Source organism: Sphingobium jiangsuense (genome assembly GCF_014196495.1).
Classification (GTDB): domain Bacteria; phylum Pseudomonadota; class Alphaproteobacteria; order Sphingomonadales; family Sphingomonadaceae; genus Sphingobium; species Sphingobium jiangsuense.
Genome location: NZ_JACIDT010000006.1, coordinates 172,065 through 195,131 on the forward strand (window position 1 = coordinate 172,065; position 23,067 = coordinate 195,131).

The window sequence follows — 23,067 nt, forward strand, 5'->3', positions numbered from 1 at the left end:
GGACCATCCCGGTCAGAAATTCCGCCCGATCGTCACTCCGTAAGTCCTGGGCGCACCTGGCGTACCTGCTGGCCCCACAGGGTCCAGCATGGAGTAAGCCTCATCATATATCTCGTTGAAGAGGTTCTTCCCCCAGAGTGTGACCGACGTCTTGTCATCCAATGACGTCCACTTCAGGCTCGCGTTAGCCAGGTAGCGGTTCTTCAACTTGAATCGTTCAAATGAATCCCCATAGGTATCTCCACGATAATTAAGGGATGCCGACGCATTGAATCGGCCGATATCCGACAATATCGCGTAGTTTACGCTCGCGTTAAAACTGAAATGAGGAGCATTTGGCGTAGAGTAACCTTTGGCATCTCCCGATGACAGAATAAGCGCTCCTATAGGCGCGTAACTATACATGGGCCCGTCAGGATACGATTCATACTTTGGATCCAGATACTCGGCAGACAAGGCGATATCCAGTTTGCCCAGGAGTCGTACCTGCACTTCGGCATCTACGCCCTGAATGCGGGCGGAGGCCGCATTGACTGTGGCCAGCGCGCCGTTGCGAAAAATCTGCTGCTGAAGGTTCGCGTAATCATAACGGAAAGCAGACAAATTAAATCGCACATGCCGGTCGAACAACTCGCTCTTAAAGCCGACCTCATATGCATCGATTGTCTCCGGCTTGACTCCCGGATTGGCGGCTGCAGTAAAACCTCCAACACTTGCCGTGTTGAAATATCCGGCATTGAAGCTCCGATTATAGGACGCATAGATCATAAGATCGCGTCCGAAACGGTGATCGAGCGACGCTCGGAACGACGGCTTCCTGAAGGTTTTCGACTGTCGCCCCGTTGTTCCGGGAACTACTGATCCCGCCTCAACATAACCGTTCTGCTCGTGCTTCTCGATGGTGTAGCGTGCGCCGAGCGTGAGACGTGTATCGGGGAAAATTTCCGCCGTAGCCTGGGCATAGGCGGCATAGGCGTTGACAGTGTCGAACGCAAAAATGTCATAGGGAGAGCCTAGAGGCGCGCCGAACACGGCAGTCGCACCGACACCCCCAAAACGAAATGGTGTGAGCGTACTATCATTGTGATAGTAGAATAACCCTGCAACCCAGCTCAGTTTAGAGTCACCTTGAGACTTTGCCTGGAATTCCTGGGTTACCGCCGTAGATTCATCATGGCGTGAAAGATCGAAGAAGGGCGCCGCTGATCCATCATAGTCGACCTGTGTATACGAACGATTTTTCCGCCACGAGGTGATCGAAAGAAGATCAACTGCACCAACTTCTGATTTGACGGTTATGCTCGCGCCACCTTCTTTACTGGTATAAAGCGGCGTATAATTGGCATTGACGTCGTACGGGCTCAAACTGTATTTTGTTCCAGATACGTAGTCGAAGAGAAAACCGGTTCCACCGATAGCTTGAGCTACCGCTGACCCGGAGTTGCCCCGACTGTAGGTGTAGTCGGCCGCCAGGGTTATCGACGTCAGGTCCGACACGTCGATAACCACCTTACCGCGCACCCCTACGCTCTTGCTTTTGAAGATATCCTCGCCCGTGGCAATACTCCTGCCCCAACCGTCACTCTGGTTCTCGTAGAAGCCAGCCAGGCTTGCACGGACAGATGATGTCAGAGCCCCTGCAAGATAGGCTTTGCCTGACAGCGTATCGTAATTGCCATATCCGATTTGAAATTCTCCGGTAGGATCGGACGACGGATCCCTGGTCGCAACTTGAATGACACCACCGGTAGCATTGCGGCCGAACAAAGTGCCCTGCGGCCCCTTGGCAACTTCTATGCTCGCGATATCGCTGAACGATTGCGAACCGATGTTGAAAGGTTGATATACGCCATCTACGAACAGCAACACTGCGGGCGAGGCCGCGATGTTCGAATTCCCAACGCCGCGAAGATAGAGCGGCTGCCGAGCACCAACTGGCGTCACGGTCAAGCCTGTAACGAGACTTGAAAGGTCGGTTGTCGCCTTCGTGCCACTCGCAGCTAGCGACTCTGCGCTGAATGCCGCCACCGAGATCGGTACCGTTTGAGCTGATTCCGAGCGCCTTTGTGCCGTCACGACGATGTCCTGGAGCCCACTTTCGGACTGCGCGTTCTGCGACTCAGCCAGTGCTTCGACTGTCTGCGTATCGGCAGTTTGAGCCGCCGCCGCACCGGCGCCGAACGCCGCAACGACCAGCATGGAATCTCCGCTCGCACATGTAGTTGTTTTCGCATCTCCCCCTCCTCCTTGCCTTTCTTTTATGGCGTGGGCCAACGGCCTCGCCTCTCGACAGCAATGAGGAATAGGCAAACATATCGATGAGTCAATGTAAAAATTCATTTTATCGATGTTTTAGGTTGGCGCGATCTTTCAAGCTCCGGCGTTCCGCCGCTTAACCGATCGCGCCGCAGCTCACTCAGGGGAGTTCGGGAGGTCAGCCCATAAGCCTCAAGGCAGATTCCAGGCGCGCGTTTGAGATAGGGCTAAGGCCATGACTTGCTCGGCCGAGCAAAACTGTCTCACAGATGGGCTTGCCAAATTTGATCGACATACTAATCATGAAAGCTATTTTATCGATAAAATATGCAACACCGAGTCGGTGGCAGATGGGAGAGTGGATTCAATGGCTATTAATGTTCGGGACATTGCCTACGCCCGGTTCTCGGCGCCGGAGCTCGATGCCATGCAGGACTTTCTGACAGATTTTGGCCTCACCGTGGCAGGACGGTCACCTCAGCGGTTGTGGATGAGGGGGTGTGGAGCGGCGCCCTTCATTCATGTGACGGAACTCGGCGAACCTGCTTACAGGGGCTTTGGTTTTGAGGCCGAGGATCAGGATGGCTTGCATATCCTTGCCGAACGCGACGGCGTTCCCATTCAAACCATGACCGACGAGCCCGGTGGTGGATCGTTCGTCCGCCTACGTGACCCCGATGGCTTCGAGATCGATGTCGTCGCCAGGGCTCCAGCAGCCGATAACCCGCCTTTTCCCGCTTTGCAGGCGTGGAACACGAGCGAAAGCCTTGCGCGAGGAACAGTCGCCCGGCGAGTCGCCCCATCGCCATCCACGGTGGTCCGCCTTGGTCACATGGTACACGCCGTAGCCGATATCAACCGGACGTGGGACTGGTATGCTGAGCGGTTCCGGCTCACGATATCCGATGAGGTGGTCGCCGAAGATCAGGCACGCGTTGCCTTGTTCATTCGGCTCGACAGGGGAAATGAGCCATCCGACCATCACGCCTTGAATTTCGGCCAGTTTCCGGACGGGAGGAGCGCGTTCCACCACGCGGCTTTTGAAGTCGCCGATTTTGACGACCTGATGGTGGGCGGAGAATTTCTGGCAAGCCGAAATTATCGGCACCGCTGGGGCGTCGGGCGACATATCCTCGGCAGTCAGGTTTTCGACTACTGGAGTGATCCATGGGGTCATATCGTCGAACATTGGACTGATGGTGACAAGTTCGATGCAGCAGAGCCCACCCACAAAGCCGACATTGCAACAATGGTCGGTATTCAGTGGGGTCCAGGAGCTCCGGCAGACATGGTCGGATAGCGGAAATCTCAGGGAAAGATCGAGGATGAAGACGTGCTGGAGCTTCGAGCTAACAATGGGATCACAGTCGTAACTTTGGATTGACGCCACAACCTCAACGTAAAGAGCGGTGCGATCGCTCTGGATCATCCATTGAACGCAAACAGCATTAACTGATGGAAGCCATGATCCATGCCCTGAAGGCACGAGGAAAGCGCTTCGGTTTGCAGGCATTGCGCGGTTAGCGGGAGAAATGCCGAGACGACTACCTATCCACAGCTGATGTAAGGTTGCCACCCTTTCAAAAGTCTACACAGCAGGGTAATATCGACAAAATATCCACAAACGGGATTTCAGCGATGCCACGTCTGTCACTAGTTCCACCAACCGAAGGGCTTGGGGACGACAAGCTACCTAATTTGACCTCCTCAGTTTATCAATCCCTTCGGGCCGACTTGCTATCCGGCGTATTCCCAGCCGGGGTGCGCCTTGGAATACGCGCGTTGCAGGAGCGTTATGGCACGGGTGCGACGCCTATAAGTGCCTGATTCATAATTATTCGGCGTTATTTCATGCCCTTGCGATGCGGCGCGTGAAGAGTTGAATGGATGCGATGAAAAGCCACGCCGTTGCCGATGCGATGGTTTGCTCGAAGTCCTTGGCGAGGCGTCGGTTCCGGTTGAGCCATGCCAGCGTGCGTTCAACAACCCATCTGCGGGGCAGCACCTTGAAGCCTTTGGCGGTGTCTGACCGCTTGATGATTTCGACGGTCCATTTCCCAATTCGCCGCAGAGCCTCCCGGAGTTTGTCGCCAGCATAGCCGCCATCGGCGAAGACGTGCCGCAACCACGGAAAGCGCCGGATGATTTCGCGCAGCACCATCGGCGCACCATCGCGGTCCTGAATGTCAGCGGTGTGGATCACGGCATGCACCAGGTTTCCCTCGGTGTCGGTCAGGATATGGCGCTTGCGGCCTTTCACCTTCTTGCCAGCGTCATAGCCGCAAGGACCGCCACTTTCCGTGGTTTTGATGCTCTGGCTGTCGATCACACCCGCCGACGGCGAGGCCTCGCGGCCCGTCATCTCGCGCGAAGCCATGAGCAGCACATGGTTCATCGTCAGCCACAGGCCGTTGTCGCGCCAGAGGTAAAACCAGCGCCGCACCGTCGAGACCGGCGGAAAGCATGGGGGCAGCATCCGCCATGGCAAGCCACCACGCAGCAGGTAAAGCATCGCTTCGACAATCCGGCGCATCGGCCATTTGCGAGGCCGCCCCACATGCGAGGCGGACGGCAGCAGCGGCTCCAGCACCAACCACTCGGCATTCGTCAAATCACTTGGCAAAATCAGCCCGCGTCGCGCATGAAGCGCGCGAGTGGTATCGGTCCACATCGTTGATCCTTGGTAGTTTTTCGCAAAACCCATGAATCAATGACAGGCCGAGCCGTCAAGCTAACCTGCTGATACCACTCACCTTAATTTCGGATCAGACACTAAGAGAAGTCCTCAACCGCCTGTCGGCCGAAGGTTTTGTGCAACAGATCGATCAGAAAGGCTTTCGCGTACCAAAATTCAGCCAAAAAAAACTGAAAGATATGATTCGCTCCCGGTGTCTTTTGAATGAAATCATATTTAGAGAGGCAATTGAAAATGCTACCGATTCTACAGATGAGGCAGTAATTGTCGCGCATTTCAGGCTATCTCGCACGCCAAAGATGCTGGACGGCTCTGAATCTACTTTGAATCCAGAAATCGAGGTGGCTCATCGCCACTTTCATCAAGCGCTTATCGCAGCATGCGGATCTCGATGGTTGACGGATTTTAACGACCGGCTATTCGATCTTACGACAAGATATCGGGCATTGGTGGCACCACGACATTCAAAAATAGAGGAAGAACATCGTCAAATTATGGAGGCAGTACTCGACCGTGACGTAGAACGTGCTGTCACGTTAAGTAATGCCCACATAACAAAAATACTTGATCTGGCTCTAGAATCAGAAGATGACGAATTCAGAGTTCGCGTATAGATTCTATTTTATGTTTCTCTGAAAACTGCCCCTGCGACACATCACTAGGCGCGGCTTAATACGATTATCTTGGGCACCCCTGTGAATTGCAAGCGTTCACTCGACTCACGGCTGAAGGTCCAAATGTGATGGGTCGCGCGTCGCGTCGAGTTGCTTCTCCAGCACATCGGGGACACGGTAGCACGACAGGACTTGCGCGACGCTGGCATTGGGCTCCCGGCTCTCGCGGATCGCCGCGACGAACTCGCGGTTCTGCAATTCGATGCCGTTCATCGACACGGCGACCCTCGACACGTCGATCGCCTCTTCCTTGCCGTTCAGCAGATCGTCGGTCCACGACTGCGGCTCGCCCTTGGCGTTGATGTTCTTGCGGTGGAAGAAATAGGTCGTAAGCGCTGCACGAACCGGCCTTGGTAATGGGGCGCTGACGATGCAGCATGGGCGGCATGACATTGGAACAGTCCGGAGGCGCGGATGGCTTGGCGCGAAGTGCCCCCCGTCGCCGACGCTCGCACGCGGAGAAGCGGGCGCTGGTGGAGATGGCGATGCAGCCGGGCACGTCAGTTTCTGAAGTGGCCCAGTGCTTCGGGATCAAGTCCTCACAGATTTATGGTTGGCGCCGGCAGTTGTTGGCCGGCGAACTGAGCGAGACGGACGTGACGCCGGCGTTCGTCCGGGTCGAGGTGGCGGCGGATTCCCCGCCAGCGCCCCTACCGTCCGGTTTGGCCGATTACGCAGAGAACAGCGCCATCGTAATCGCCTTTCCGTCGGGCGTGGAGATGCGCGTCGATGGCGCCGCCGACCCGGGAACGCTGACGTTGATCCTGGAGGCGCTGAACCGATGATTACGGTGGTGCCGACCAACCGGATCTATCTGTGCTGTGGCGTCACCGACATGCGGAACGGGATCCAGGGATTATCCCGCCTCGTGCAGCAGGCGCTCTCCATGGATCCCCACACCGGCGCCGTGTTTTGCTTCAGAGGACGTAAAGGGCATGTCGTGAAGATTTTGGCTCACGACGACCAGGGGTTCGCGCTGTTCACCAAGCGCCTGGACGCGGGCCATTTCGTGTGGCCGAGCGCCAAGGAACGGGTCGCGGTAGCGCTTTCGAAGGCTGACCTCGCGCTACTTCTCGACGGCGTGGACTGGCGCGCACCGTCGCGCACGCTCAGACCGCGATTGGCTGGGTAGTTTGTGCGTGTTTTCCGTAGTTTTCCGAGGTTTTTGCTTGGGCGGCACGGGGACCTCTGATATAGATTCGAGGTGGCGAACAGGGCCCCTCTAAGCGCCGACCAAAGCGCTAAAATCGCTGCTCTCGAAGCGGCCCTGGCCCAGCGCGATGCCACCATTTTTCGCCAGGTTCAGATCATCGCCGACGCCCAGGACAAACTGCGTCAGGCCGAGGCCGAGAAGAAGATCACAGCATTGTGCATCGAGAAGCTGGAGCTGCGCGTCCACAAGCTTCTACGCAAGCGGTTCGGCACCTCGTCGGAGAAGCTCGAACAGCTTCGGCTGGGCATTGAAGACCTCGAAGCCGACCAGTCGGAGAGCGCGAAGGGCGAGCCCAAAGAGGCACCTGCCGTCCAGGCTGCCAAGCCTGCAAAACCGCGCGATCGCAGGCTTTCCGACACACTCAAGCGGCGAACCGTCGTGCGCGAACCCAAGAGCGCAAGCTGCTGCCCCGATTGCGGCAGCGGCTTGCGCCTGGTCGGCGAGGACAACGACGAGATGCTCGACCTAGTGAGCCAGGTCTGGGAGGTGCTGCAGACTATCCGGCCGAAGTACAGCTGCCGCACCTGCGACAAGATCATCCAGGCGGCCCCGCCGCCTAAGCCGATCGCCAAGGGCAAACTCACCTTCACCACGCTCGCGCACATCATCGTCGCCAAGTGGGGCTATCATCTGCCTTTCTACCGCCAGTCGGCGATGATGGCGGCCAAGGGCGTCGAGATGGACCGCTCGACCCTGGCACGCAGCGCCGGATATGCTGCCCATCTCCTCGATCCGATCTACAACCGCCTGCGCGAACTTGGTCGCAAGCGGAACATTCTGCACACCGACGACACGCGCATCCCGATGCTCGATCCCGGTACCGGCAAGACCCACAAGGCGTTTCTGTGGACCTATGTCGCCGACGATCGCAACTCCGGCTCGACCGAGCCGCCGATCGTCTGGTTCCGGTTCACGACCGGACGCGCCGGCGAGAATGTCGAACAGGAACTGGGGGATTTTCGAGGTTATCTGCAAGCAGACGGCTTTGCTGGGTACAATCGGCTCTACGGCCGCGGGATTCATGAAGTGGGATGCTTCGCGCATTGGCGGCGCAAGCTCTTCGATCTGCACGAGGCCCAGCCGACCGACACCACCACCGGGTTCCTCGCGCGCGTCCAGCAAATCTACAAGATCGAGGAGGAGATACGCTGCATGCCTGCCGCTGAACGGCTTGCGGTCCGGCGAACGCGATCCCGATCCTTGGTCAGAGGACTGGGCCGGTTCGCAAAGAAGCAACTCGCCCAGATGTCCGGGCGCAGCGACACAGCAACCGCGCTTAATTACGGTCTCAAGCGATGGCGCGCGTTCAACCGCTTCCTCTACAATGGCGAACTCGAGATCGATAACCTGATCGCTGAGCGTTCGATTCGTGGAATTACCATTGGAAGACGCAACTGGCTTTTTGCCGGTTCGGAAGAAGGCGGCAAGCGTGCTGCAAAAATACTGAGTATTATTGAGACATGCAAATCCTGTGGCGTTGAACCAGAAGCCTACATCGCCGACGTCATGGAAAAGATCGCGGATGACTGGCCAGCCTCGCGCTGGGACGAGCTGATGCCGTGGAATTGGGCGCCAAAATCTGATGACCAGGTCGCTCTCGCCGCCTGAACTCCGACGTCCAAACCCCTCAATAAACGCTCAGGACGTTGAAATCCCCATGGCGTGACGGTGCAACGCTTACGTTTAATCCTGTTCTCGAAAAGCGAAGTGAGGTGGAGTCTTCGCCACAGCCTCCTTGCCAGTGGGTTGAAGGATGGGCCGGTCGATGGGTCGATAGGGCAGTGTCTCTGTTTGAAGTTGCCTATATCGCTCCACCGCGATCTCGCAAAATTCGGTGGAAGTGTCGGCGCCCAGGAACTGCCGACCTTCAAGGCATGCGGCGATGCCGCTTGTCCCGGAGCCGTTAAATGGGTCAAATACTAACCCGCCGATCGGAGAAAGAGCTCGAACTAGGCGCTGTGCCAAGGCGATCGGAAATTGGCAAGGGTGTGCCGTTTTTTCGACGTGCTTCGCCTTAACGTTCGGAATGTCCCATACATCAGACGGGTTTTTGCCATTGGGATTGCCACTGTACTCGCCTTTTCGTGGCCCCTTATAGTGCTTCTTGCCGGGATACTTTTGGGGCACGCGTACGGCGTCCAGATCGAAATAGCTGTCGCTACCCTTGCCATACCAGAGAATCATCTCGTGCCGGCCGCTGAAACGGCGCTTTGCGTGCGTCCCGTGACCGAACTGCCAGATTATGCGATTGCGCAGATTGATGCTCTCGTCCGCTCGAAACACGTCGTGGACCGCGAAATCGAGAGGGAGAAGGTGGCTGTCGGTCACGTGGTAGCCGACCTGCCACGCCATGTTGCCGCCAGGCCGAACGATGCGAGAAGAATCGGGCGCGATCGAGCGAACGTCCTTGTAGAAGTCCTCCACGCGGTAAGACCGGTCATATGACTTCCCCATGAAATATGGGGGAGAAGTGATGAAGAGATCCACGCAGCCCGAGGCCATTTCGGCCAGCAGCGCGGCGCAGTCACCGTTAACAGGGCGCGGAAAAAGACCTCCGTCGGGCCGGTTTATCGACACGGTCGAGAGGTTCTAGCGGCAAGCACGCGGATGCATTGGCATTGGTGGCCGGTGCAGCCTGCCAAAAACCCAGCATTCGGCGGATTTCAGGCATAGCTACGCTGTCGCCAGCAACTTGGGTAACCTGACCAGATTGTAAGCCGCGGCGGTCAGCGTGAAGTTCCAGCCTACTCGGTCCTGCCCGCGATGCCGGGTCTTGCGCAGGTTTCCGCTTGTCTTGGCCCAGCCAAAGACCTCTTCGATCCTTTTCCTGATCCGCATCGAAACGGCGTAGCCGGGGTGCCGGGTGGTGCGCCCATCGATTGCGGATCGCCTGTTGGTATTGTTCTGGGCTACGTGCGGCGTAACGCCAATGTCGCGTAAGGCGCCCACGAAGCCGGCCGTATCGTAGGCCTTGTCCGCCGCCAGCGTGATGCGATGTCGCCCTTTCATGCGAGAAAGCATGGTCAGCGCGGCCTCCCGTTCGGCCGTTCCCGTGGCATGAGTGAGCGTCGCGTCGACGACCAGCCCATGCCGGTTCTCCATTAGAACATGGCCCATGTGACACAGTCTTGCGGCTTGGCCGCGTGCCTTCTTGAATAAGCGGGCATCAGGATCGGTGGTGGAGGTGTGGGTGGCGTTGGTTCGCTTCTCACCATGAAAATCGCGCTCGGTATTGCGTCCATTGGTCTTAGCTTGCTCACTTCCCCCAGCACCCGAAGCGCCGCCGTCATCACCGTTCGAAGCCTTGCCGTCCTTGGGCTTGAAGCTCTTCATGCTGGCCCAGGCTTCGATCAGGGTGCCGTCGACTGAGAAGTGGTCGTCTGACAGAAGGGCCTGGATCCGAGATTGCCCCAGGACGGCAGCTAAGAATCTGGCGGCAATATCACCGCCCAGCAGCCTCTCGCGGTTCTTGGTGAAGACCGTCACATCCCAGATCGGCGCGTCCATCGACAGACCGACGAACCAGCGGAAGAGCAGGTTATAATCCATCTGCTCCATCAGCTGGCGTTCTGAGCGGATCGTATAGAAGGCCTGCAGGAGCAGCGCACGCAGCAGCTTCTCGGGCGGGATCGACGGCCGGCCGATCCGAGAATACATCCCGTCGAAATCCGGCGACATTACCTCGAGAGCTTCGTCGACAATCGCGCGGATTGCACGAAGTGGGTGGTCTGCGGGAACCCGAGCTTCACAGCTCACGTAAGAAAACAGACCCTCGCTCCGGTGATCTCCCCCGCGCATCTAACATCCTTCCACCTGAGTAGAAGAACCTCGAATCACCTGGGCAGGCCCAAGGGAAGCTCCTTTTTCCGCAGCCTGTTAAAGACAACAAACGGCGATCCTGCGCGGACCGCATCGATCGCCGAGGCGGCCGAGTTCGTCAAGAACGGATCAGTTTTTACAGGCATCATGCTCCTTAGATCTACGAAATGGATCCGTTTTGCAAGCGCGATCATGCGCGCGGCGTCGCTGAGCGCTTTCGAATCAAGAAACGGACAGGGCCCCTGTGGCACCTGTAACGGAATGTTACTGGAGTAATGAAATGATCGCCACCGACATGACCTTAGATTGGAGGTTGGCGCGCGCCCCGCTGGATCGAACCTGCGGCCTTCGGGGAACGGTGCTCGCAGATGGCCGCGCGCAGCATTTGCAAGGTAACCACTCATCGCTGGATTTAGTAAGTTACAGGGAGACCCCTTGCGGGGTGGCGCTATGAAAGGCTGCTTTGTAAGCTAATGTTCCAAAAGCTACCCCCCGGCTATTGGCCCAAATCAAGCCAATCCGATTTCTCGATGTCGCGGTGAACGAACGACATCTGTGGACATCCGGTAATCGCGGCGCGCGATGAGTCGCTGGTAGTGTCGCGGTCCGGGCGAGCTCGCCCGGTGGTTTGACCATCGGAGGCTATCATGATTCACTACGTTGGATTGGACGTGTCGCAGAAGATGACGGCGATCTGCGCCGTCGATGCGCAGGGGCAAAGGCTTTGGCGAGACCAATGCGGCTCGACGCCAGAGCAGATTGAGGTGGCGGTGCGCCGTCGGGCCGGCACTGAAGCGCGTCTCGGCATCGAGACAGGTCCGATGACGCCGTGGCTGGTTCATGAGCTGCGCGACCGAGGCTTCGATATTGTGTGCCTCGATGCACGACATGCACGTGCTGCCCTCAAGATGCAGCTCAACAAAACGGACCAGAATGATGCCGAAGGACTGGCACAGATTATGCGCACAGGCTGGTATCGTTCGGTTCACGTGAAGTCGTTCGACACTCACCGCGCACGGGCTTTGCTCGGCGCCCGTGCCCAACTTGTCGGCATGACGACGCGGTTGTCGAACCACATTCGCGGAGTGCTGAAGACATTTGGTCTGCTGCCGGGCGCGATGCGCGGTCTGCCATTCGACCGGCGCGTTGAAGCCTTGCTTACTGATCGTTCGGATGTAGCGCCGGTCGTTCAACCCATGCTCGTCGCCTGGCGGCAGTTGCGGGAGCAGATCGCTGTCTTTGACAAAGCCGTGCGCGTATTGGTCAAGGCTAGTCCAGTCTGCAGGCTGCTGATGAGCGTGCCTGGCATCGGCGTATTGTCTGTGCTCGCCTACGTGAGCACCGTCGAGGATCCGGCCAGGTTCCGCCGATCTCGGTCTGTCGGCGCGCATTGCGGGCTTACGCCGCGGCAATATCAGTCGGGCGAGGTCGATCGCAGCGGAAGAATATCGAAGTGCGGCGACATTCTCACCCGAACGCTGCTGTATGAAGCCGCTGTCGTGATCCTGGCGCGGATCAAGCGCGCCTCCCCGCTCAAGGAGTGGGCAGAGGCGATCGCCAGACGGTCGGGCAATGGCAAGGCGCGGGTCGCTCTGGCGCGCAAGCTGTCGGTAATTCTCCACAGCATCTGGCGCTCGGGTGAAACGTTCCGCTGGCCAGAGGATCCCGCAACGGCCTGACGCAACCTGTCTCTGATTCCATCCGGGCATTTTGCCGGATGGGATGCTTGCCCAATGGGGCGAGGATGTAGGTGACTGCGCAAGAGGGCCTTGGGCCTCTTGATCCTCAAGAGAGCCCGTTGCGGACCTTGCAGCACCTCGGCTTCGTACCAGATGTTGCGGCGGCATTGCCGACCGCGGAGAGAACCGTGACCCCGGGGCGGGCAGCAATCAAGATACAGATTGACGGCGGAGGCGCGATTAGAGAACGCCCCTTTGGATGCAAGCGGTAAATCGGGGCATGGCGGCGGGGAATGGCAGGGCAATGCGGGGAAGTGCGGCCCTAGCGTAGTAGGAACGGCGACTCATATTCGTCGGTTTTATCCAGCTTGGCGCACCATAACCCAAACACCGCACCTAAAGCCTGTCGAAAACAGACCCTATCCTCGGTGCGAACAGGCGTTCGTAGGTTTTCAGCAGATAGGCGTCGGTCATGCCGGCGACATAGTCGCAGATGTCGCGCAGCGGGTTGGGGCTGCGTTCGTATCGGGCGAAAATGTCGGGCGGCAGGAAGCTCTTCGGGTCCGATTTCAGTACCTCGAACACCGAAATCACCATCATCTGCCCCTTGAATTCGAGGTGTTGGACGCTGGGGCTGAGGATGACTTCCTCGCGGATGAAGTCCTTCACCGCCTCGACGAAGCGCATCACCGGCTCCGGCAGGCGGGCGCGATAGCGCAGGCGGGGTTCCTCGAATTCCGGCGCTTCCGCGATTTCCACGCTGGGAATGATGAAATTCAGGATGCGGTTGATCTGGTGCTTGCGCTTCGAACCGTCGGCGAAAATCCGCTCTATCAGGCCCTCATAGACGTCGTTGCCATATTGGCCCGCATAGTTCGAGTTGAGATAGTCGAGCAGGCCCTCGCAGCTTTCGGGCGTCACATGCTTGCGGAAGCCCGCCTGATCCACCAGCCGCAGGGCCAGCGCGTCCTCCATGTCGTGAATGCCGAAGCTGATGTCGTCGGCAAGGTCCATGATGCTGCACGCGAAGGATTTGTGCCGCGCCCTGGCGTGCTTGCCCGGCTTGAAGTCGCACGCCTGGAAAAGCGCCCGGTCGCCATCGGAGAGCGGCTGGAGCAGCCAGGCGACGATATCCGCCTCGCTGTCCATATAGCATTTCGGCGGCTTGGACGCGTCGCGGTCGAGCAACGCGACGCCGCTTGTTCCGGTGAGCATCGCCGGGACGATTTCGGGATTTGCGGCGACGCCATAGGCTATAGGATATTTCAGCACGCCGAGCAGCGCCTCGCGGGAGAGGTCCGCGCCATGGGCATCCGAGAATTTCTCCAGCCTTGAAAGAATGCGGAGGGTCTGCCCGTTCCCTTCGAACCCGCCATGGTCGCGCATGCAATAGTTGAGCGCGACCTCGCCGCCATGGCCGAAGGGCGGATGGCCGAGGTCGTGGGTGCAGGCGATGGCCTGCATCATGCTGCGGTCGGGCACATAGCCGATCGCGTCGTGACCGGGGAAATTGTGGCGCAGCTGCGCACCGATCCCCGCCGCGATCTGGGCGACCTCCAGCGAATGGGTCAGCCTTGTGCGATAAAAGTCGCTGTCGCCCAGGTTGAGGATCTGCGTCTTGCCCTGCAACCGCCTGAACGAGGCGGAATGGATCACCCGCCCATAATCGATATCGCCGGGCGTCCGCGCGTCCTGGGATTTCTTCGTCCAGCCGGACCGCCGCTCTAGCCAGATCACCATCATGCCCCCTTATGCCGTCGCGGCCCATCATAGAGCGCCGCCCGCATATGAGAAGCGCGGGTTTGGCCCGACCGGCGGGGCGTCCGGGCGGGCCTGCCGCCAAATTACCGGAGTTTTAACCGGTTGGGGGCTAGGTGGCCGCAAAATATAACCATGGCTGAGGGAGGAAATGTGCTTCCAATCCTGTTTTGCATCCGTGACCGGCATGATCTCGTGCTGGTGATCCTCGCGGCGCTCGTCTGCATCGCGTCGGCGGGCGGCGCGGTGATGCTGTTGCGGCAGGTCCGCCGAAGCAGCGGCCGCCTGCGCCGGAAATGGCTCGCCATCGCGGGGACGGTGACCGGCTTCGGCATCTGGGCGACGCATTTCATTTCCATCCTCGGCTATGATCCGGGCCTCGTCACCGGCTATCACCCGCTGCCGACGCTGGCCTCGCTGGGCGTGGCGGTGGCGATGACCGTGCTCGGCTTCACGGTCGCCTGCGCACGCCGGGGCCGGTGGGGCGCGGTGATGGGCGCCTCCATCGTCGGCGGCGGCATCGCGGCGATGCATTATCTCGGCATGAGCGCGATCGAGATGCCCGCGCTGTTCCGGTGGGACAGCCAATATGTGCTGGCGTCGATCCTGTTCGCCATCGCCCCGCTGGTCCTCGCGCTGCCGCTCGCCATTCGCGGGCGTACCGTCTCCAGCGGCATCGTGGCGGGCGCGCTGCTCGTCCTGGCGGTGATGCTGCTGCATTTCACCGGCATGACCTCGCTCAGCCTCATACCGTCGCGGCCCGCCGCCGATCCGGGGCTCACCCTGTCGCCGGGCATCATGTCCGTCGGCATTTCGGCGGTGGCCTTCCTCACCCTCGTCCTCTCGGTCGTCGCGGCGGCCATCAGCCGCAACGCCACCCTCGCGATCCGGGCGAAGCAGCGCCAGTTCAGCATATTGGTGAAGGGCATCGCGGATTACGCCATCTGCATGCTGGGGCCGGACGGTCGGGTGACGAGCTGGAACGAAGGGGCCGCGCGCCTGTTCGGCTATGCGCCGGACGCCGCGCGGGGCCTGCCGCTCGATGCGTTCCGGGAGCTTGCCGGGGGCGAGGCGCAGAAGATGCTCTCGGCCGCGTTGCGCGAAGGCAGCTATTCCGGCGAAGGCTGGCATCTGCGTCAGGACGGCAGCCGGTTCTGGGCGCATTTTTCGATCCAGACCGTTTGCGATGACGAAGGCAGGCATATGGGTTTCGCCAAGATCACCCGCGACATGACCCGGCTGAAGGAAGATCAGGACCGGCTGGAGAAAATGCGGCTGCAACTGGATACGGCGATGGAGCATATGCATCAGGGCCTGTGCCTGTTCGATGCCTCCGGCCATCTGGTGCTGCGCAACCGCCGCTTTCTGGAGATGTGGCATCTGGCCGAAAGCGATGTCGGCCCCGGCCTGCATGTGTCGGACGTGCAGGCCATGGCGATTCGCGCGCGGACGCATGGCGGGGAAGAGGGCATGGAGCGCCAGCTCGAAACCATGCGCAGCCTGATGGACCAGGCGAGGGACACCCCGTCGGGTTCGCCGGTCGTCTACGATTTCGACGAGGATTTCATCGTCTCCATCGCCACGCGGCTGCTGCCCGATGGCGGCTGGGTCTCCACCTTCAGCGACATCACCGAACGGCGGCAGTCGGAGGCGCGGATTGCCCATCTGGCGATGCATGACGGCCTGACCGGCTTGCCCAACCGCGCCCATTTCAACGAGCGGGTGGATACGGAGATCGAGCTGGCCCGGCGGACCGGCGGCCGGCTGGGCGTGGCGGTGCTCGACCTCGACCGCTTCAAGGAAATCAACGACACGCGTGGCCATTCGGTCGGCGACGAGGCGCTGAAGATGCTGTCCTCCCGCCTCAGGGACGTGCTGGCCGGGGACGAGATCGTCGCCCGGTTCGGCGGCGACGAGTTCGCGGCGGCCAAGGCCTTCCGCAACGATGGCGAATTCGACGATTTCGTCCGGAGGCTCGCCTCCTGCTTCGATGAGGCGGGCACCGCCAACGACAACGACTATGTGCTGGCCGCCAGCATCGGCATCGCCCTCTACCCGCAGGACGGCAATTGCCGCGAGCAGATCCTCAACAATGCCGACCTCGCGATGTACCGCGCCAAGGCCAGCATCGGCGAGAATATCTGCTATTATGAGAAGGGGATGGACGAGGTCGCCCGCGATCGCCGCCAGATCGCCAACGACCTGCGCCGGGCGCTGGAGCGCGACGAACTGGCCGTGCTCTATCAGCCGCAACGCTCGCTCAGGACCGGCGAATTGACCGGCTATGAGGCGCTGTTGCGCTGGCGGCATCCGGTCCGCGGCGCGGTGTCGCCTGCCGATTTCATCCCGATCGCCGAGGAAACGGGCGAGATTTTCGCGATCGGCGAATGGGTGCTGCGGCAGGCCTGCCATGAGGCTGCGCGCTGGCCGGAACAGTGCAAGGTCGCCGTCAACATCTCGGCGGTGCAGCTGACCCAGCCCAATCTGCCCGAACTGGTCGCGCAGATCCTGCTGGAAAGCGGCCTGTCGCCCAGGCGGCTGGAGCTGGAGATCACCGAAACCGCGATCATAAGCGACAAGCTGCGCGCGTTGCATGTGCTGCGCGCGATCAAGGGGATGGGGGTCAGCATCGCCATCGACGATTTCGGCACCGGCTATTCCTCGCTCGACACGCTGCATTCCTTCCCGTTCGACAAGATCAAGATCGACAAGTCCTTCCTGCTTCAGGCGCATGAGCGGCCGCAGGCGCGGGCGATCATCCGCGCGGTGCTGGCGCTGGGGCGCAGCCTCAACGTGCCGGTGCTGGCCGAGGGCGTGGAATCGGACGTGCAGCTGACCCTGCTGGAGGATGAGGGATGCGACGAGGTGCAGGGCTATCTCTTCGGCCGTCCGGCGAGCGCGCCGAGCGGACGGGATGACGGGGAAGAACGGGCAAAGGCGCAGGCGCGCGCCCAGGGCCTGTAATCCGGCGGCGGAAGGAGAGGGGCGGCGGCGGGGGAAGGCTGCTCCGATCTGTCGCTAATGGCTTGCGGGAAGGCATGAGGCGGCCTAGAGCCTGCGCTGCGGCAGCCGGATTGAGACGGATGGCGCCGCGTTCTTCTTAGCTTTGGATGGCCACCCCGAATGCCGAGCCGCGCCGCATTCTCCCTTGCCGTGATCCCCACGCGGGCGCCGTGCTGATCGGGTGCCCATGCTGATGCGATCGACCTCGCTTGCCCTGTCCCGGCCACAGCGGGACGTGCGCCTGCGGGAGCGGTCGGCCGCGATCGCGCTGACCGTCTTCATCCATGTCCTGATCGCCTTCCTGCTGCTCTGGCTGACGCCCGATATCATCCCGTTCCGGCGGGCCGACCAGAGCCTCGCCACTTTCGATCTGCCCGCGCCCCATGCGGGCGAGCAGCGCGCTGCCAAGGCGGTGCAGGCGCGCGAGAGCGCGGCGCAGGCGCGGCGGAAGGAAGCGGTCGAGCGTGTCGTCCCGCCGAAGGATCGCCCCGACACCCCTGTGCCGAGGCCGCAGGTGGAGGCTCCCTCGATGATCCTGCTCAGCCCTGAGGAGTTCGCCGCGTCCGATATCGGCCGGATCAAAAGCCGGCGCGGCGACGGCAGCGCCAACGGCAAGGATGCCGCGTCGGTCTACGGACCGGGGGACGGGCCGGGCGGTGCGCAACTCTACAACGCCGAATGGTACAGGGAGCCGACCAGCGCGGAACTGGCGGGCTATCTCCCGTCCGACATGCCTCGCAACGGCTATGGCCTGATCGCCTGCCAGACCGTCGAGCGCTTTCGCGTCGACCATTGCCGGATACTGGAGGAGCGCCCGCTCGGTTCCGGTCTGGGGCAGGCGGTGCGGCGCGCGGCATGGCAGTTTCTGGTGGTCCCGCCCCGCATCAACGGCCGCCCGCAACTGGGCGCCTGGGTCCGCATACGGATCGACTATAGCGAGGGCGTGCAGCGCGTGAACTGAGAGGGAGGGTGCTCGCCGCTGCCCGGCAGCGCAGGCCGATCCGGCAGTCGCGGCAATCGGAGCGGTCGGCGCAGCAGACGGTCTGGCCGAGGCGCTTCATCAGGATATGGAGTTCGGCGAGATCGGTGGCGCTCCAGTCCTGCGCCGTCGCCATCACCGCCTCATAGGCGTTCCGCGTATCGGCCTTGCCGCGCACGAAGCCGAAACGGCGCAATATCCGCAGGATATGCGTGTCCACGACGAAGGCGGGCATGTGCAGGGTGCTGAAGTTGAGCGTGGACGCCGACACCTTGCGCCCCACGCCGGGCAGGCGCTCCAGCCAGGCGAGCGCTTGTCCGACGCCGAACTGGTGGAGGAAGGTCAGATCGAAATCCGGTTGTCGCGCCGCTATCGCCTGAAGCGCATCGTGAAGATAGCGCGCCTTGACATCCGGGAAGGTCACGTCGCCGATGACGGCCTCGACCTCGGCGATCGCGGCATTCGCGACATCCGCCCAGCCGGGATAGGTCTCGACGAGCCGCCGATAGGCGAGCGTCGAAACCTCATCGCGGGTGCGACCGCTGATCGAGGATTTCACCAGCTGGCCGACGGGCGTGCGCAGCGGGATCGAGCGAACCCGCTCGAAGCAGGACCGCAACTGATCGCGGACCCACAGCAGATCACCGGCAGCGCCGAAATCGAATGTTCCTTGCATGGACGATGCATAGAACAAACAGGGAACATTTTCAAGCCGGTCCCGGTCATGGGTCGACCGGCTCCGCCTGCAAGCCGAACTCGGCGCGGATGGCATCGCCCTGCTGGTCGAGGCGCGGGGCGAGGCGGGCGGAGAAGCTCTCCCCCTCGACCCGCACCGGCGTGCCCAGCAGCGTCAGCGGCCCGGCCTCGTCCAGATCGACGCGGTAGAGATTGTCGCGGTCGAGGAAATGCGGATCGCGGATCAGGTCCTCGAAATCGTTGACCGGCATGGCCGCGACATTGGCCTGCCGGAACAGCGCCAGCCAGGCGTTGCGGTCCTTTTCCAGAAACGCCTGGCGCAGCGCCGCCGCGACCTCGGCATCCTCGGTGCCGGTCTGCGGCGCGCGGTCGTAGATCGCCTGAATATCCGGGCGGCCCAGCACCCCGATCAGGGCGTTCCACGATTTCTCGGTGAGGGACATCAGATAGATGAGCTTGCCGTCGCGGGTCGCATAATTGTCCATCCGCGCCCAGAGCCGCATCCGCCCGCTCGGATCATTGAAGCCCGGCCGATCATGGTTGAGCGCGCCGTTGAGCAGCGGCTCTACCGCGTCGGGCAGCCAGTGTGCGGCCGATTCCGCCGCCGCCACCTCGATCAGCGCGCCCTTGCCCGTCCGCCGCGCGCCGATGACCGCCGACAGCACGCCCAGCGCCGCATGCAGGCTCACCGCGTGCATGCCGACCGAGGCGGGCTGCACTCCTTCATATTTGCTGATGCTCTCGCCGGTGGGACGGCCCAGCCCGCCAAAAGCGTCGAAGGACGGGCCGTGCGAGGCCATGGCGCGATAGGGGCCGGACCGGCCCATGCCCGACACCGAGCAGAAGACGAGGCGCGGATTGACGGCGGCGAGCGCCTCATGGCCGACGCCCAGCCGGTCGAGTATGCCCGCGCGCATCCCCTCTATCACCACATCGGCACGGGCGGCGAGCTTCAGGAAATCGGCCACACCCCGGTCCGTGGTCAGGTCCAGCATCAGGCTTTCCTTGCCCCGGTTCCAGCGCAGATGCATGTAGCTGAAGCCGTCCGGCGACCCTACGGCGAGCGCGCCCGAATAGCGCAGCGGATCGCCCTCTGGCGGCTCCACCTTGATGACGCGCGCGCCCATGTCGGCAAGATAGCCGCCCAGCGCATCCGGCCCGAACTGGGCGACTTCCAGCACGAGCAGGTCGGACAGGAAATCATAAGGCATCGGCACGGTCTCTCATGGCGCGGGAAAGGGACGAGGCAGGGGCGGCGGGATCAGGAAAAGCTGATCGTGCCCGGCCCGGTGCGCGCGCCGTCTATCTCCTTGTGCAGCTGCCGGTGCAGATGCTGGGCGGGCTTCTCGTTGCGGCCATAATGATAGCTGCCCTCCGGCCAGGAGACGGCGTTGCGCTGGATCGAGGCTTCCATCGGGAAATCCTCCTCCATCCCCGCCTCGCGCAATATCTCCCAGCTCTTGCGCACCCGCGCCTCCAGTTCGGGCGACAATATGTCGGCGCGGACGAGGAAACGGAAGCGGACCGAGCATTTGGTCGGATCGTCGACATTGGGCCACACGCTCCACAGCTCGACATGTTCGGGCGCCTCGACGAACACGTTGTTCGGGAAAATCTGCATGACGGTGCCGATATATTTGGAGCTGGCGCTGCCGTCCTCCCCGGCGTCGAGCAGCTTCTTCAGCTTCGCGCGAGCCATGAACATCTTGCCGTGCCGGCCGAATTCCTTGAACACCGCGCAATGATTGACGGTGCGCGATCCGACGCCGCCGGGCTTGGGGTGCAGGAACTGCGCGTGCAGGCTGTCGATGGTGCCGTCCACCACCAGCTTCCAGTTGATATCGAGCTCGATGGTCTCATCGATGAAGACGACCGATTCCTCCAGTTGCCAGGGCAGGATCTGGCTGTCTATCTCCGGCCCCAGATAGGCGGCGACGGGGCGAGGCTCGATATCGGAAAGCGTCGCGAAGATCAGCCCGTGGCGCACCTCCGCCGGGAAGGCGATCAGGCTGTTGCAGCGGCGGTCCACCTTGCCGCCGGTCTCCTCATAGGGCACGCCCTTCAGCGCGCCGCCCTCGGCCGCGTAGGACCAGCCATGATATTGGCACATGAAGATCGGCTTGCGGCCCTTCTCGGCCGGCTCGACATGGCCGCCCCGGTGGCGGCACATGTTGCGGAACACGCCGACCGACCCGTCCTTCTGGCGCACCACCAGCAACGGGATGCCCAATATGGTGCGGGTGAAGAAGCTGCCCGGATCGGGAATGTCGGAAACATGGCCGACGATCAGCGGCAGCGAGCGCATCAGCGTGATTTCCGCCTCGGCGCGCTCGCGCGACACGAAATGCGCGGTCGGCACCGTCAGCGCCGATTCGGCGAGGTCGGTGCCATTGTCGCGGATAAGCTGGATCAGCCGGTCCACTACGTCTCCGTCCAGGGCGACGGCGCTGGTTGCTTGAGTCACGGATCCACTCTCCTGATATGATCGTCGGCCAGATGCCGGCATGAGTCATGGCTCGGATCTAATGTGGTGTCATTTTATATAAAATGTCAACTTATACGCTAAGGGCATGGGCGATTTAATTCCGCTACTCAATCAAAAATGCGCATTTGCATGAATGAGAATTGACATTAATATATGATCGTAAACCGATAATCACAAGGAAGGTGCCGAGGATGCATTTCAACCGCTATATCGCCCATTGGGCGAAGCACCGGCCGGATGCCGTGGCGCTCCGCTGCGAGGGGCGATCGCTGAACTGGAAGGAGATCGACCTCTATTCGGCGCGGGTCGCCGCGTGCCTGCTGGAGCAGGGCGTCATCCCCGGCGACCGGGTCGGCATCCTGCTCGAAAATTCGCTCGACTGGTGCCTTGCCTTCATCGGCGCCTTTCGCGCCGGGGCGATTGCCGTGCCGTTCAACCGCATGTTCGGCGCGTTCGAGCTGGAGCAGATCGCGGGCGACGCCGATTGCATGCTGGCGATTTCCTGCCCGGCCGAAATCGGCAAGCTGGGCATCGACCATCCGGCCGAAGACCGGCAGGCGATCCATGTCTACGACATGCGCGCCGACGGACAGTCGCCTTTGCCGTGGAGCGATATTCTCGCGACCGAGCGCCCCTTTCGCGACCATCGCCGCAGCGACGATGACGGCATCGCCATCTGCTACACCTCCGGCACCACCGGCGTGCCCAAGGGCATATTGCTGACCCACCGCTCGGTCGACACCATGGTGCAAAGCCTGATCCTGACCTTCGGCTGGACGATCGGCGCGGAGCGCTTCGTCATCCTCGCGCCGCTCGCCTTCACGGGCACCTGCATCTGCGTTCTGTGCCCGCTGCTGGCGACCGGCGGCATCGGCTTCATCGAAAAGGGCGTCGATCCCGCCCGCGCGCTCGACCTCATCGTGCGGGAGAGGATCACCTATTTCCCCGGCGTCCCCGCATTGTTCGAGCGGATCGCCTCCGCGCCCGGCTTCGCCGAGGCCGACATCAGTTCGATACGCACCGGCAATGCCGGGGGCGCCCCGGTGCCGCGCGCGCTGCTGGAGAAATATCTGGCCAAGGGCGTGACCATCCGCCAGCAATATGGGACCAGCGAGGCATCGGGCGCGATCACCAACCCGGATTTCGACCTCGCCGTGCAATGCCCCGAATCCGCCGGCCATCCGCTGCCGACCTTCGATCTTGAGATTCGCGATGCGGATGGGTGCGTCGTCGCGGCGAACGAGCCGGGCGAGATATGGATTCGCGGGCCGCAGATGATGCAGGGCTATTGGCGCAAGCCCGAGGCCAATGCCGAGGCGTTCGATGCCGAGGGCTGGTACCGCACCGGCGACCTCGGCCGCTATGATCCGGACCTCGGCCTGTTCGTGCTCGACCGCAAGAAGAACATGCTGATTTCCGGCGGCGTCAACGTCTATCCGGCCGAGGTGGAGCGGGCGATGGCCCGGATCGAGGGCGTCGAGGAAGCGGTGGTTTTCGGCATGCCCAGCGAAAAATGGGGAGACGAGGTGGTGGCGATCGTCCATGGCCCGACGCTCGCCAGCGGCGCGGCGCTGATCCCGCAGGTGCGGGAACTGGTCGGCGCCTACAAGACGCCCCGGCGCATCCTGCTGTCGCCCGACCCGCTGCCGCGCACCGCCTCGGCGAAGATCCGCCGGCAGGGTTTGCAGGAGCTGTTCCTGTCGCTGCCGGACGAGGAAGCGGTGGCGGGATGAGGCCCGCCCGCCCGGTCGCCATGTTGCAAGGCCACGGCCACTATGGTTTAGAGGGAAGCATGCGTAGCCGCCGCGCG

General features: G+C 61.5%; 18 protein-coding genes and 1 pseudogene. 10 read left to right on the top strand and 9 right to left on the bottom strand.

Annotation, left to right across the window (positions count from 1 at the left end; translation table 11 throughout):
* Positions 1-12 precede the first annotated feature (12 nt).
* The gene (locus GGR43_RS10415) at positions 13-2,199 is read right to left on the bottom strand and encodes a TonB-dependent receptor (RefSeq protein WP_175485423.1); all 2,187 of its coding nucleotides are present in this window, start codon (positions 2,197-2,199) and stop codon (positions 13-15) included.
* Between the two features lie 424 nt (positions 2,200-2,623).
* On the opposite strand from GGR43_RS10415, the gene GGR43_RS10420 reads away from it, so the two are divergent.
* Both GGR43_RS10420 and GGR43_RS23945 read left to right on the top strand, forming a co-directional pair.
* Positions 2,624-3,556 (top strand): VOC family protein, encoded by a 933-nt coding sequence (locus tag GGR43_RS10420; protein WP_188071883.1) that lies wholly within the window; start codon positions 2,624-2,626, stop codon positions 3,554-3,556.
* 338 nt (positions 3,557-3,894) lie between these two features.
* Entirely contained in the window at positions 3,895-4,083 is a 189-nt protein-coding gene (locus GGR43_RS23945; RefSeq protein WP_188071884.1) for a GntR family transcriptional regulator, read from the top strand.
* Positions 4,084-4,105: 22 nt separating this feature from the next.
* Here the strand turns inward: GGR43_RS23945 and GGR43_RS10430 are convergent, their stop codons facing one another.
* A complete protein-coding gene (locus tag GGR43_RS10430; protein WP_188071885.1) occupies positions 4,106-4,927 on the bottom strand; it encodes an IS5 family transposase in 822 nt (273 codons plus the stop codon).
* 140 nt (positions 4,928-5,067) lie between these two features.
* On the opposite strand from GGR43_RS10430, the gene GGR43_RS10435 reads away from it, so the two are divergent.
* Positions 5,068-5,565: a GntR family transcriptional regulator gene (locus GGR43_RS10435; RefSeq protein WP_188071886.1), complete on the top strand. Its 498-nt coding sequence runs from the start codon at positions 5,068-5,070 to the stop codon at positions 5,563-5,565.
* 105 nt (positions 5,566-5,670) lie between these two features.
* On the opposite strand, the pseudogene GGR43_RS23535 reads toward GGR43_RS10435, so the two are convergent.
* Positions 5,671-5,952: pseudogene (locus GGR43_RS23535) on the bottom strand (hypothetical protein); the annotation flags it as partial.
* A 59-nt stretch (positions 5,953-6,011) separates the two neighbouring features.
* Between GGR43_RS23535 and tnpA the strand changes: the two are divergent.
* The 3 genes from tnpA (at position 6,012) to tnpC (ending at position 8,446) form a co-directional block, all read left to right on the top strand.
* Entirely contained in the window at positions 6,012-6,410 is a 399-nt protein-coding gene (tnpA, locus tag GGR43_RS10445; protein ID WP_223177392.1) for an IS66-like element accessory protein TnpA, read from the top strand.
* A complete protein-coding gene (gene tnpB, locus GGR43_RS10450) occupies positions 6,407-6,757 on the top strand; it encodes an IS66 family insertion sequence element accessory protein TnpB (RefSeq protein ID WP_188071888.1) in 351 nt (116 codons plus the stop codon). The genes tnpA and tnpB overlap by 4 nt, the downstream gene beginning before the upstream one ends.
* Before the next feature lie 72 nt (positions 6,758-6,829).
* Complete coding sequence (gene tnpC, locus GGR43_RS10455; protein ID WP_188071889.1) at positions 6,830-8,446, top strand: IS66 family transposase; 1,617 nt, start codon at positions 6,830-6,832, stop codon at positions 8,444-8,446.
* A gap of 75 nt (positions 8,447-8,521) precedes the next feature.
* Here the strand turns inward: tnpC and GGR43_RS10460 are convergent, their stop codons facing one another.
* Together GGR43_RS10460 and GGR43_RS10465 are read right to left on the bottom strand one after the other, a co-directional pair.
* Entirely contained in the window at positions 8,522-9,415 is an 894-nt protein-coding gene (locus GGR43_RS10460; protein WP_188071890.1) for a DNA-methyltransferase, read from the bottom strand.
* Positions 9,416-9,511: 96 nt separating this feature from the next.
* A complete protein-coding gene (locus tag GGR43_RS10465) occupies positions 9,512-10,636 on the bottom strand; it encodes an IS5 family transposase (protein WP_188071891.1) in 1,125 nt (374 codons plus the stop codon).
* Positions 10,637-11,304: 668 nt separating this feature from the next.
* Here GGR43_RS10465 and GGR43_RS10470 point away from each other — a divergent pair.
* Positions 11,305-12,336 (top strand): IS110 family RNA-guided transposase, encoded by a 1,032-nt coding sequence (locus GGR43_RS10470; protein WP_188071892.1) that lies wholly within the window; start codon positions 11,305-11,307, stop codon positions 12,334-12,336.
* 396 nt (positions 12,337-12,732) lie between these two features.
* On the opposite strand, the gene GGR43_RS10475 is transcribed toward GGR43_RS10470, so the two are convergent.
* Complete coding sequence (locus GGR43_RS10475) at positions 12,733-14,079, bottom strand: anti-phage deoxyguanosine triphosphatase (protein ID WP_343054475.1); 1,347 nt, start codon at positions 14,077-14,079, stop codon at positions 12,733-12,735.
* 168 nt (positions 14,080-14,247) lie between these two features.
* Here GGR43_RS10475 and GGR43_RS10480 point away from each other — a divergent pair, with 168 nt between their 5' ends.
* Together GGR43_RS10480 and GGR43_RS10485 are read left to right on the top strand one after the other, a co-directional pair.
* Positions 14,248-17,058, top strand: a complete 2,811-nt coding sequence (locus GGR43_RS10480) for a bifunctional diguanylate cyclase/phosphodiesterase (RefSeq protein WP_188071970.1) — start codon at positions 14,248-14,250, stop codon at positions 17,056-17,058.
* A 226-nt stretch (positions 17,059-17,284) separates the two neighbouring features.
* Positions 17,285-18,058: a hypothetical protein gene (locus GGR43_RS10485; RefSeq protein WP_246343513.1), complete on the top strand. Its 774-nt coding sequence runs from the start codon at positions 17,285-17,287 to the stop codon at positions 18,056-18,058.
* Here the strand turns inward: GGR43_RS10485 and GGR43_RS10490 are convergent.
* From GGR43_RS10490 to GGR43_RS10500, 3 genes are read right to left on the bottom strand one after another with little or no spacing between them, the layout of a single operon-like run.
* A complete protein-coding gene (locus tag GGR43_RS10490; RefSeq protein WP_188071893.1) occupies positions 17,982-18,752 on the bottom strand; it encodes an endonuclease III domain-containing protein in 771 nt (256 codons plus the stop codon). The two genes, GGR43_RS10485 and GGR43_RS10490, sit on opposite strands and share 77 nt — an antisense overlap.
* Before the next feature lie 46 nt (positions 18,753-18,798).
* A complete protein-coding gene (locus GGR43_RS10495; protein WP_246343599.1) occupies positions 18,799-19,983 on the bottom strand; it encodes a CaiB/BaiF CoA transferase family protein in 1,185 nt (394 codons plus the stop codon).
* Positions 19,984-20,033: 50 nt separating this feature from the next.
* Positions 20,034-21,236, bottom strand: coding sequence for an aromatic ring-hydroxylating oxygenase subunit alpha (locus tag GGR43_RS10500; RefSeq protein WP_188071895.1), 1,203 nt, complete (start codon positions 21,234-21,236; stop codon positions 20,034-20,036).
* A 212-nt stretch (positions 21,237-21,448) separates the two neighbouring features.
* Between GGR43_RS10500 and GGR43_RS10505 the strand changes: the two genes are divergently transcribed.
* A complete protein-coding gene (locus tag GGR43_RS10505; RefSeq protein WP_246343603.1) occupies positions 21,449-22,990 on the top strand; it encodes a class I adenylate-forming enzyme family protein in 1,542 nt (513 codons plus the stop codon).
* The last annotated feature ends 77 nt before the right edge of the window (positions 22,991-23,067 follow it).

Bases quoted from the DNA above. Each gene is read 5' to 3' on its own strand.
- GGR43_RS10415 (WP_175485423.1), bottom strand. From the start codon at position 2,199: ATGCTGGTCGTTGCGGCGTTCGGCGCCGGTGCGGCGGCGGCTCAAACT.
- GGR43_RS10420 (WP_188071883.1), top strand. From the start codon at position 2,624: ATGGCTATTAATGTTCGGGACATTGCCTACGCCCGGTTCTCGGCGCCG.
- GGR43_RS23945 (WP_188071884.1), top strand. From the start codon at position 3,895: ATGCCACGTCTGTCACTAGTTCCACCAACCGAAGGGCTTGGGGACGAC.
- GGR43_RS10430 (WP_188071885.1), bottom strand. From the start codon at position 4,927: ATGTGGACCGATACCACTCGCGCGCTTCATGCGCGACGCGGGCTGATT.
- tnpA (WP_223177392.1), top strand. From the start codon at position 6,012: ATGACATTGGAACAGTCCGGAGGCGCGGATGGCTTGGCGCGAAGTGCC.
- tnpB (WP_188071888.1), top strand. From the start codon at position 6,407: ATGATTACGGTGGTGCCGACCAACCGGATCTATCTGTGCTGTGGCGTC.
- GGR43_RS10465 (WP_188071891.1), bottom strand. From the start codon at position 10,636: ATGCGCGGGGGAGATCACCGGAGCGAGGGTCTGTTTTCTTACGTGAGC.
- GGR43_RS10470 (WP_188071892.1), top strand. From the start codon at position 11,305: ATGATTCACTACGTTGGATTGGACGTGTCGCAGAAGATGACGGCGATC.
- GGR43_RS10475 (WP_343054475.1), bottom strand. From the start codon at position 14,079: ATGATGGTGATCTGGCTAGAGCGGCGGTCCGGCTGGACGAAGAAATCC.
- GGR43_RS10485 (WP_246343513.1), top strand. From the start codon at position 17,285: ATGCTGATGCGATCGACCTCGCTTGCCCTGTCCCGGCCACAGCGGGAC.
- GGR43_RS10490 (WP_188071893.1), bottom strand. From the start codon at position 18,752: ATGCAAGGAACATTCGATTTCGGCGCTGCCGGTGATCTGCTGTGGGTC.
- GGR43_RS10495 (WP_246343599.1), bottom strand. From the start codon at position 19,983: ATGCCTTATGATTTCCTGTCCGACCTGCTCGTGCTGGAAGTCGCCCAG.
- GGR43_RS10505 (WP_246343603.1), top strand. From the start codon at position 21,449: ATGCATTTCAACCGCTATATCGCCCATTGGGCGAAGCACCGGCCGGAT.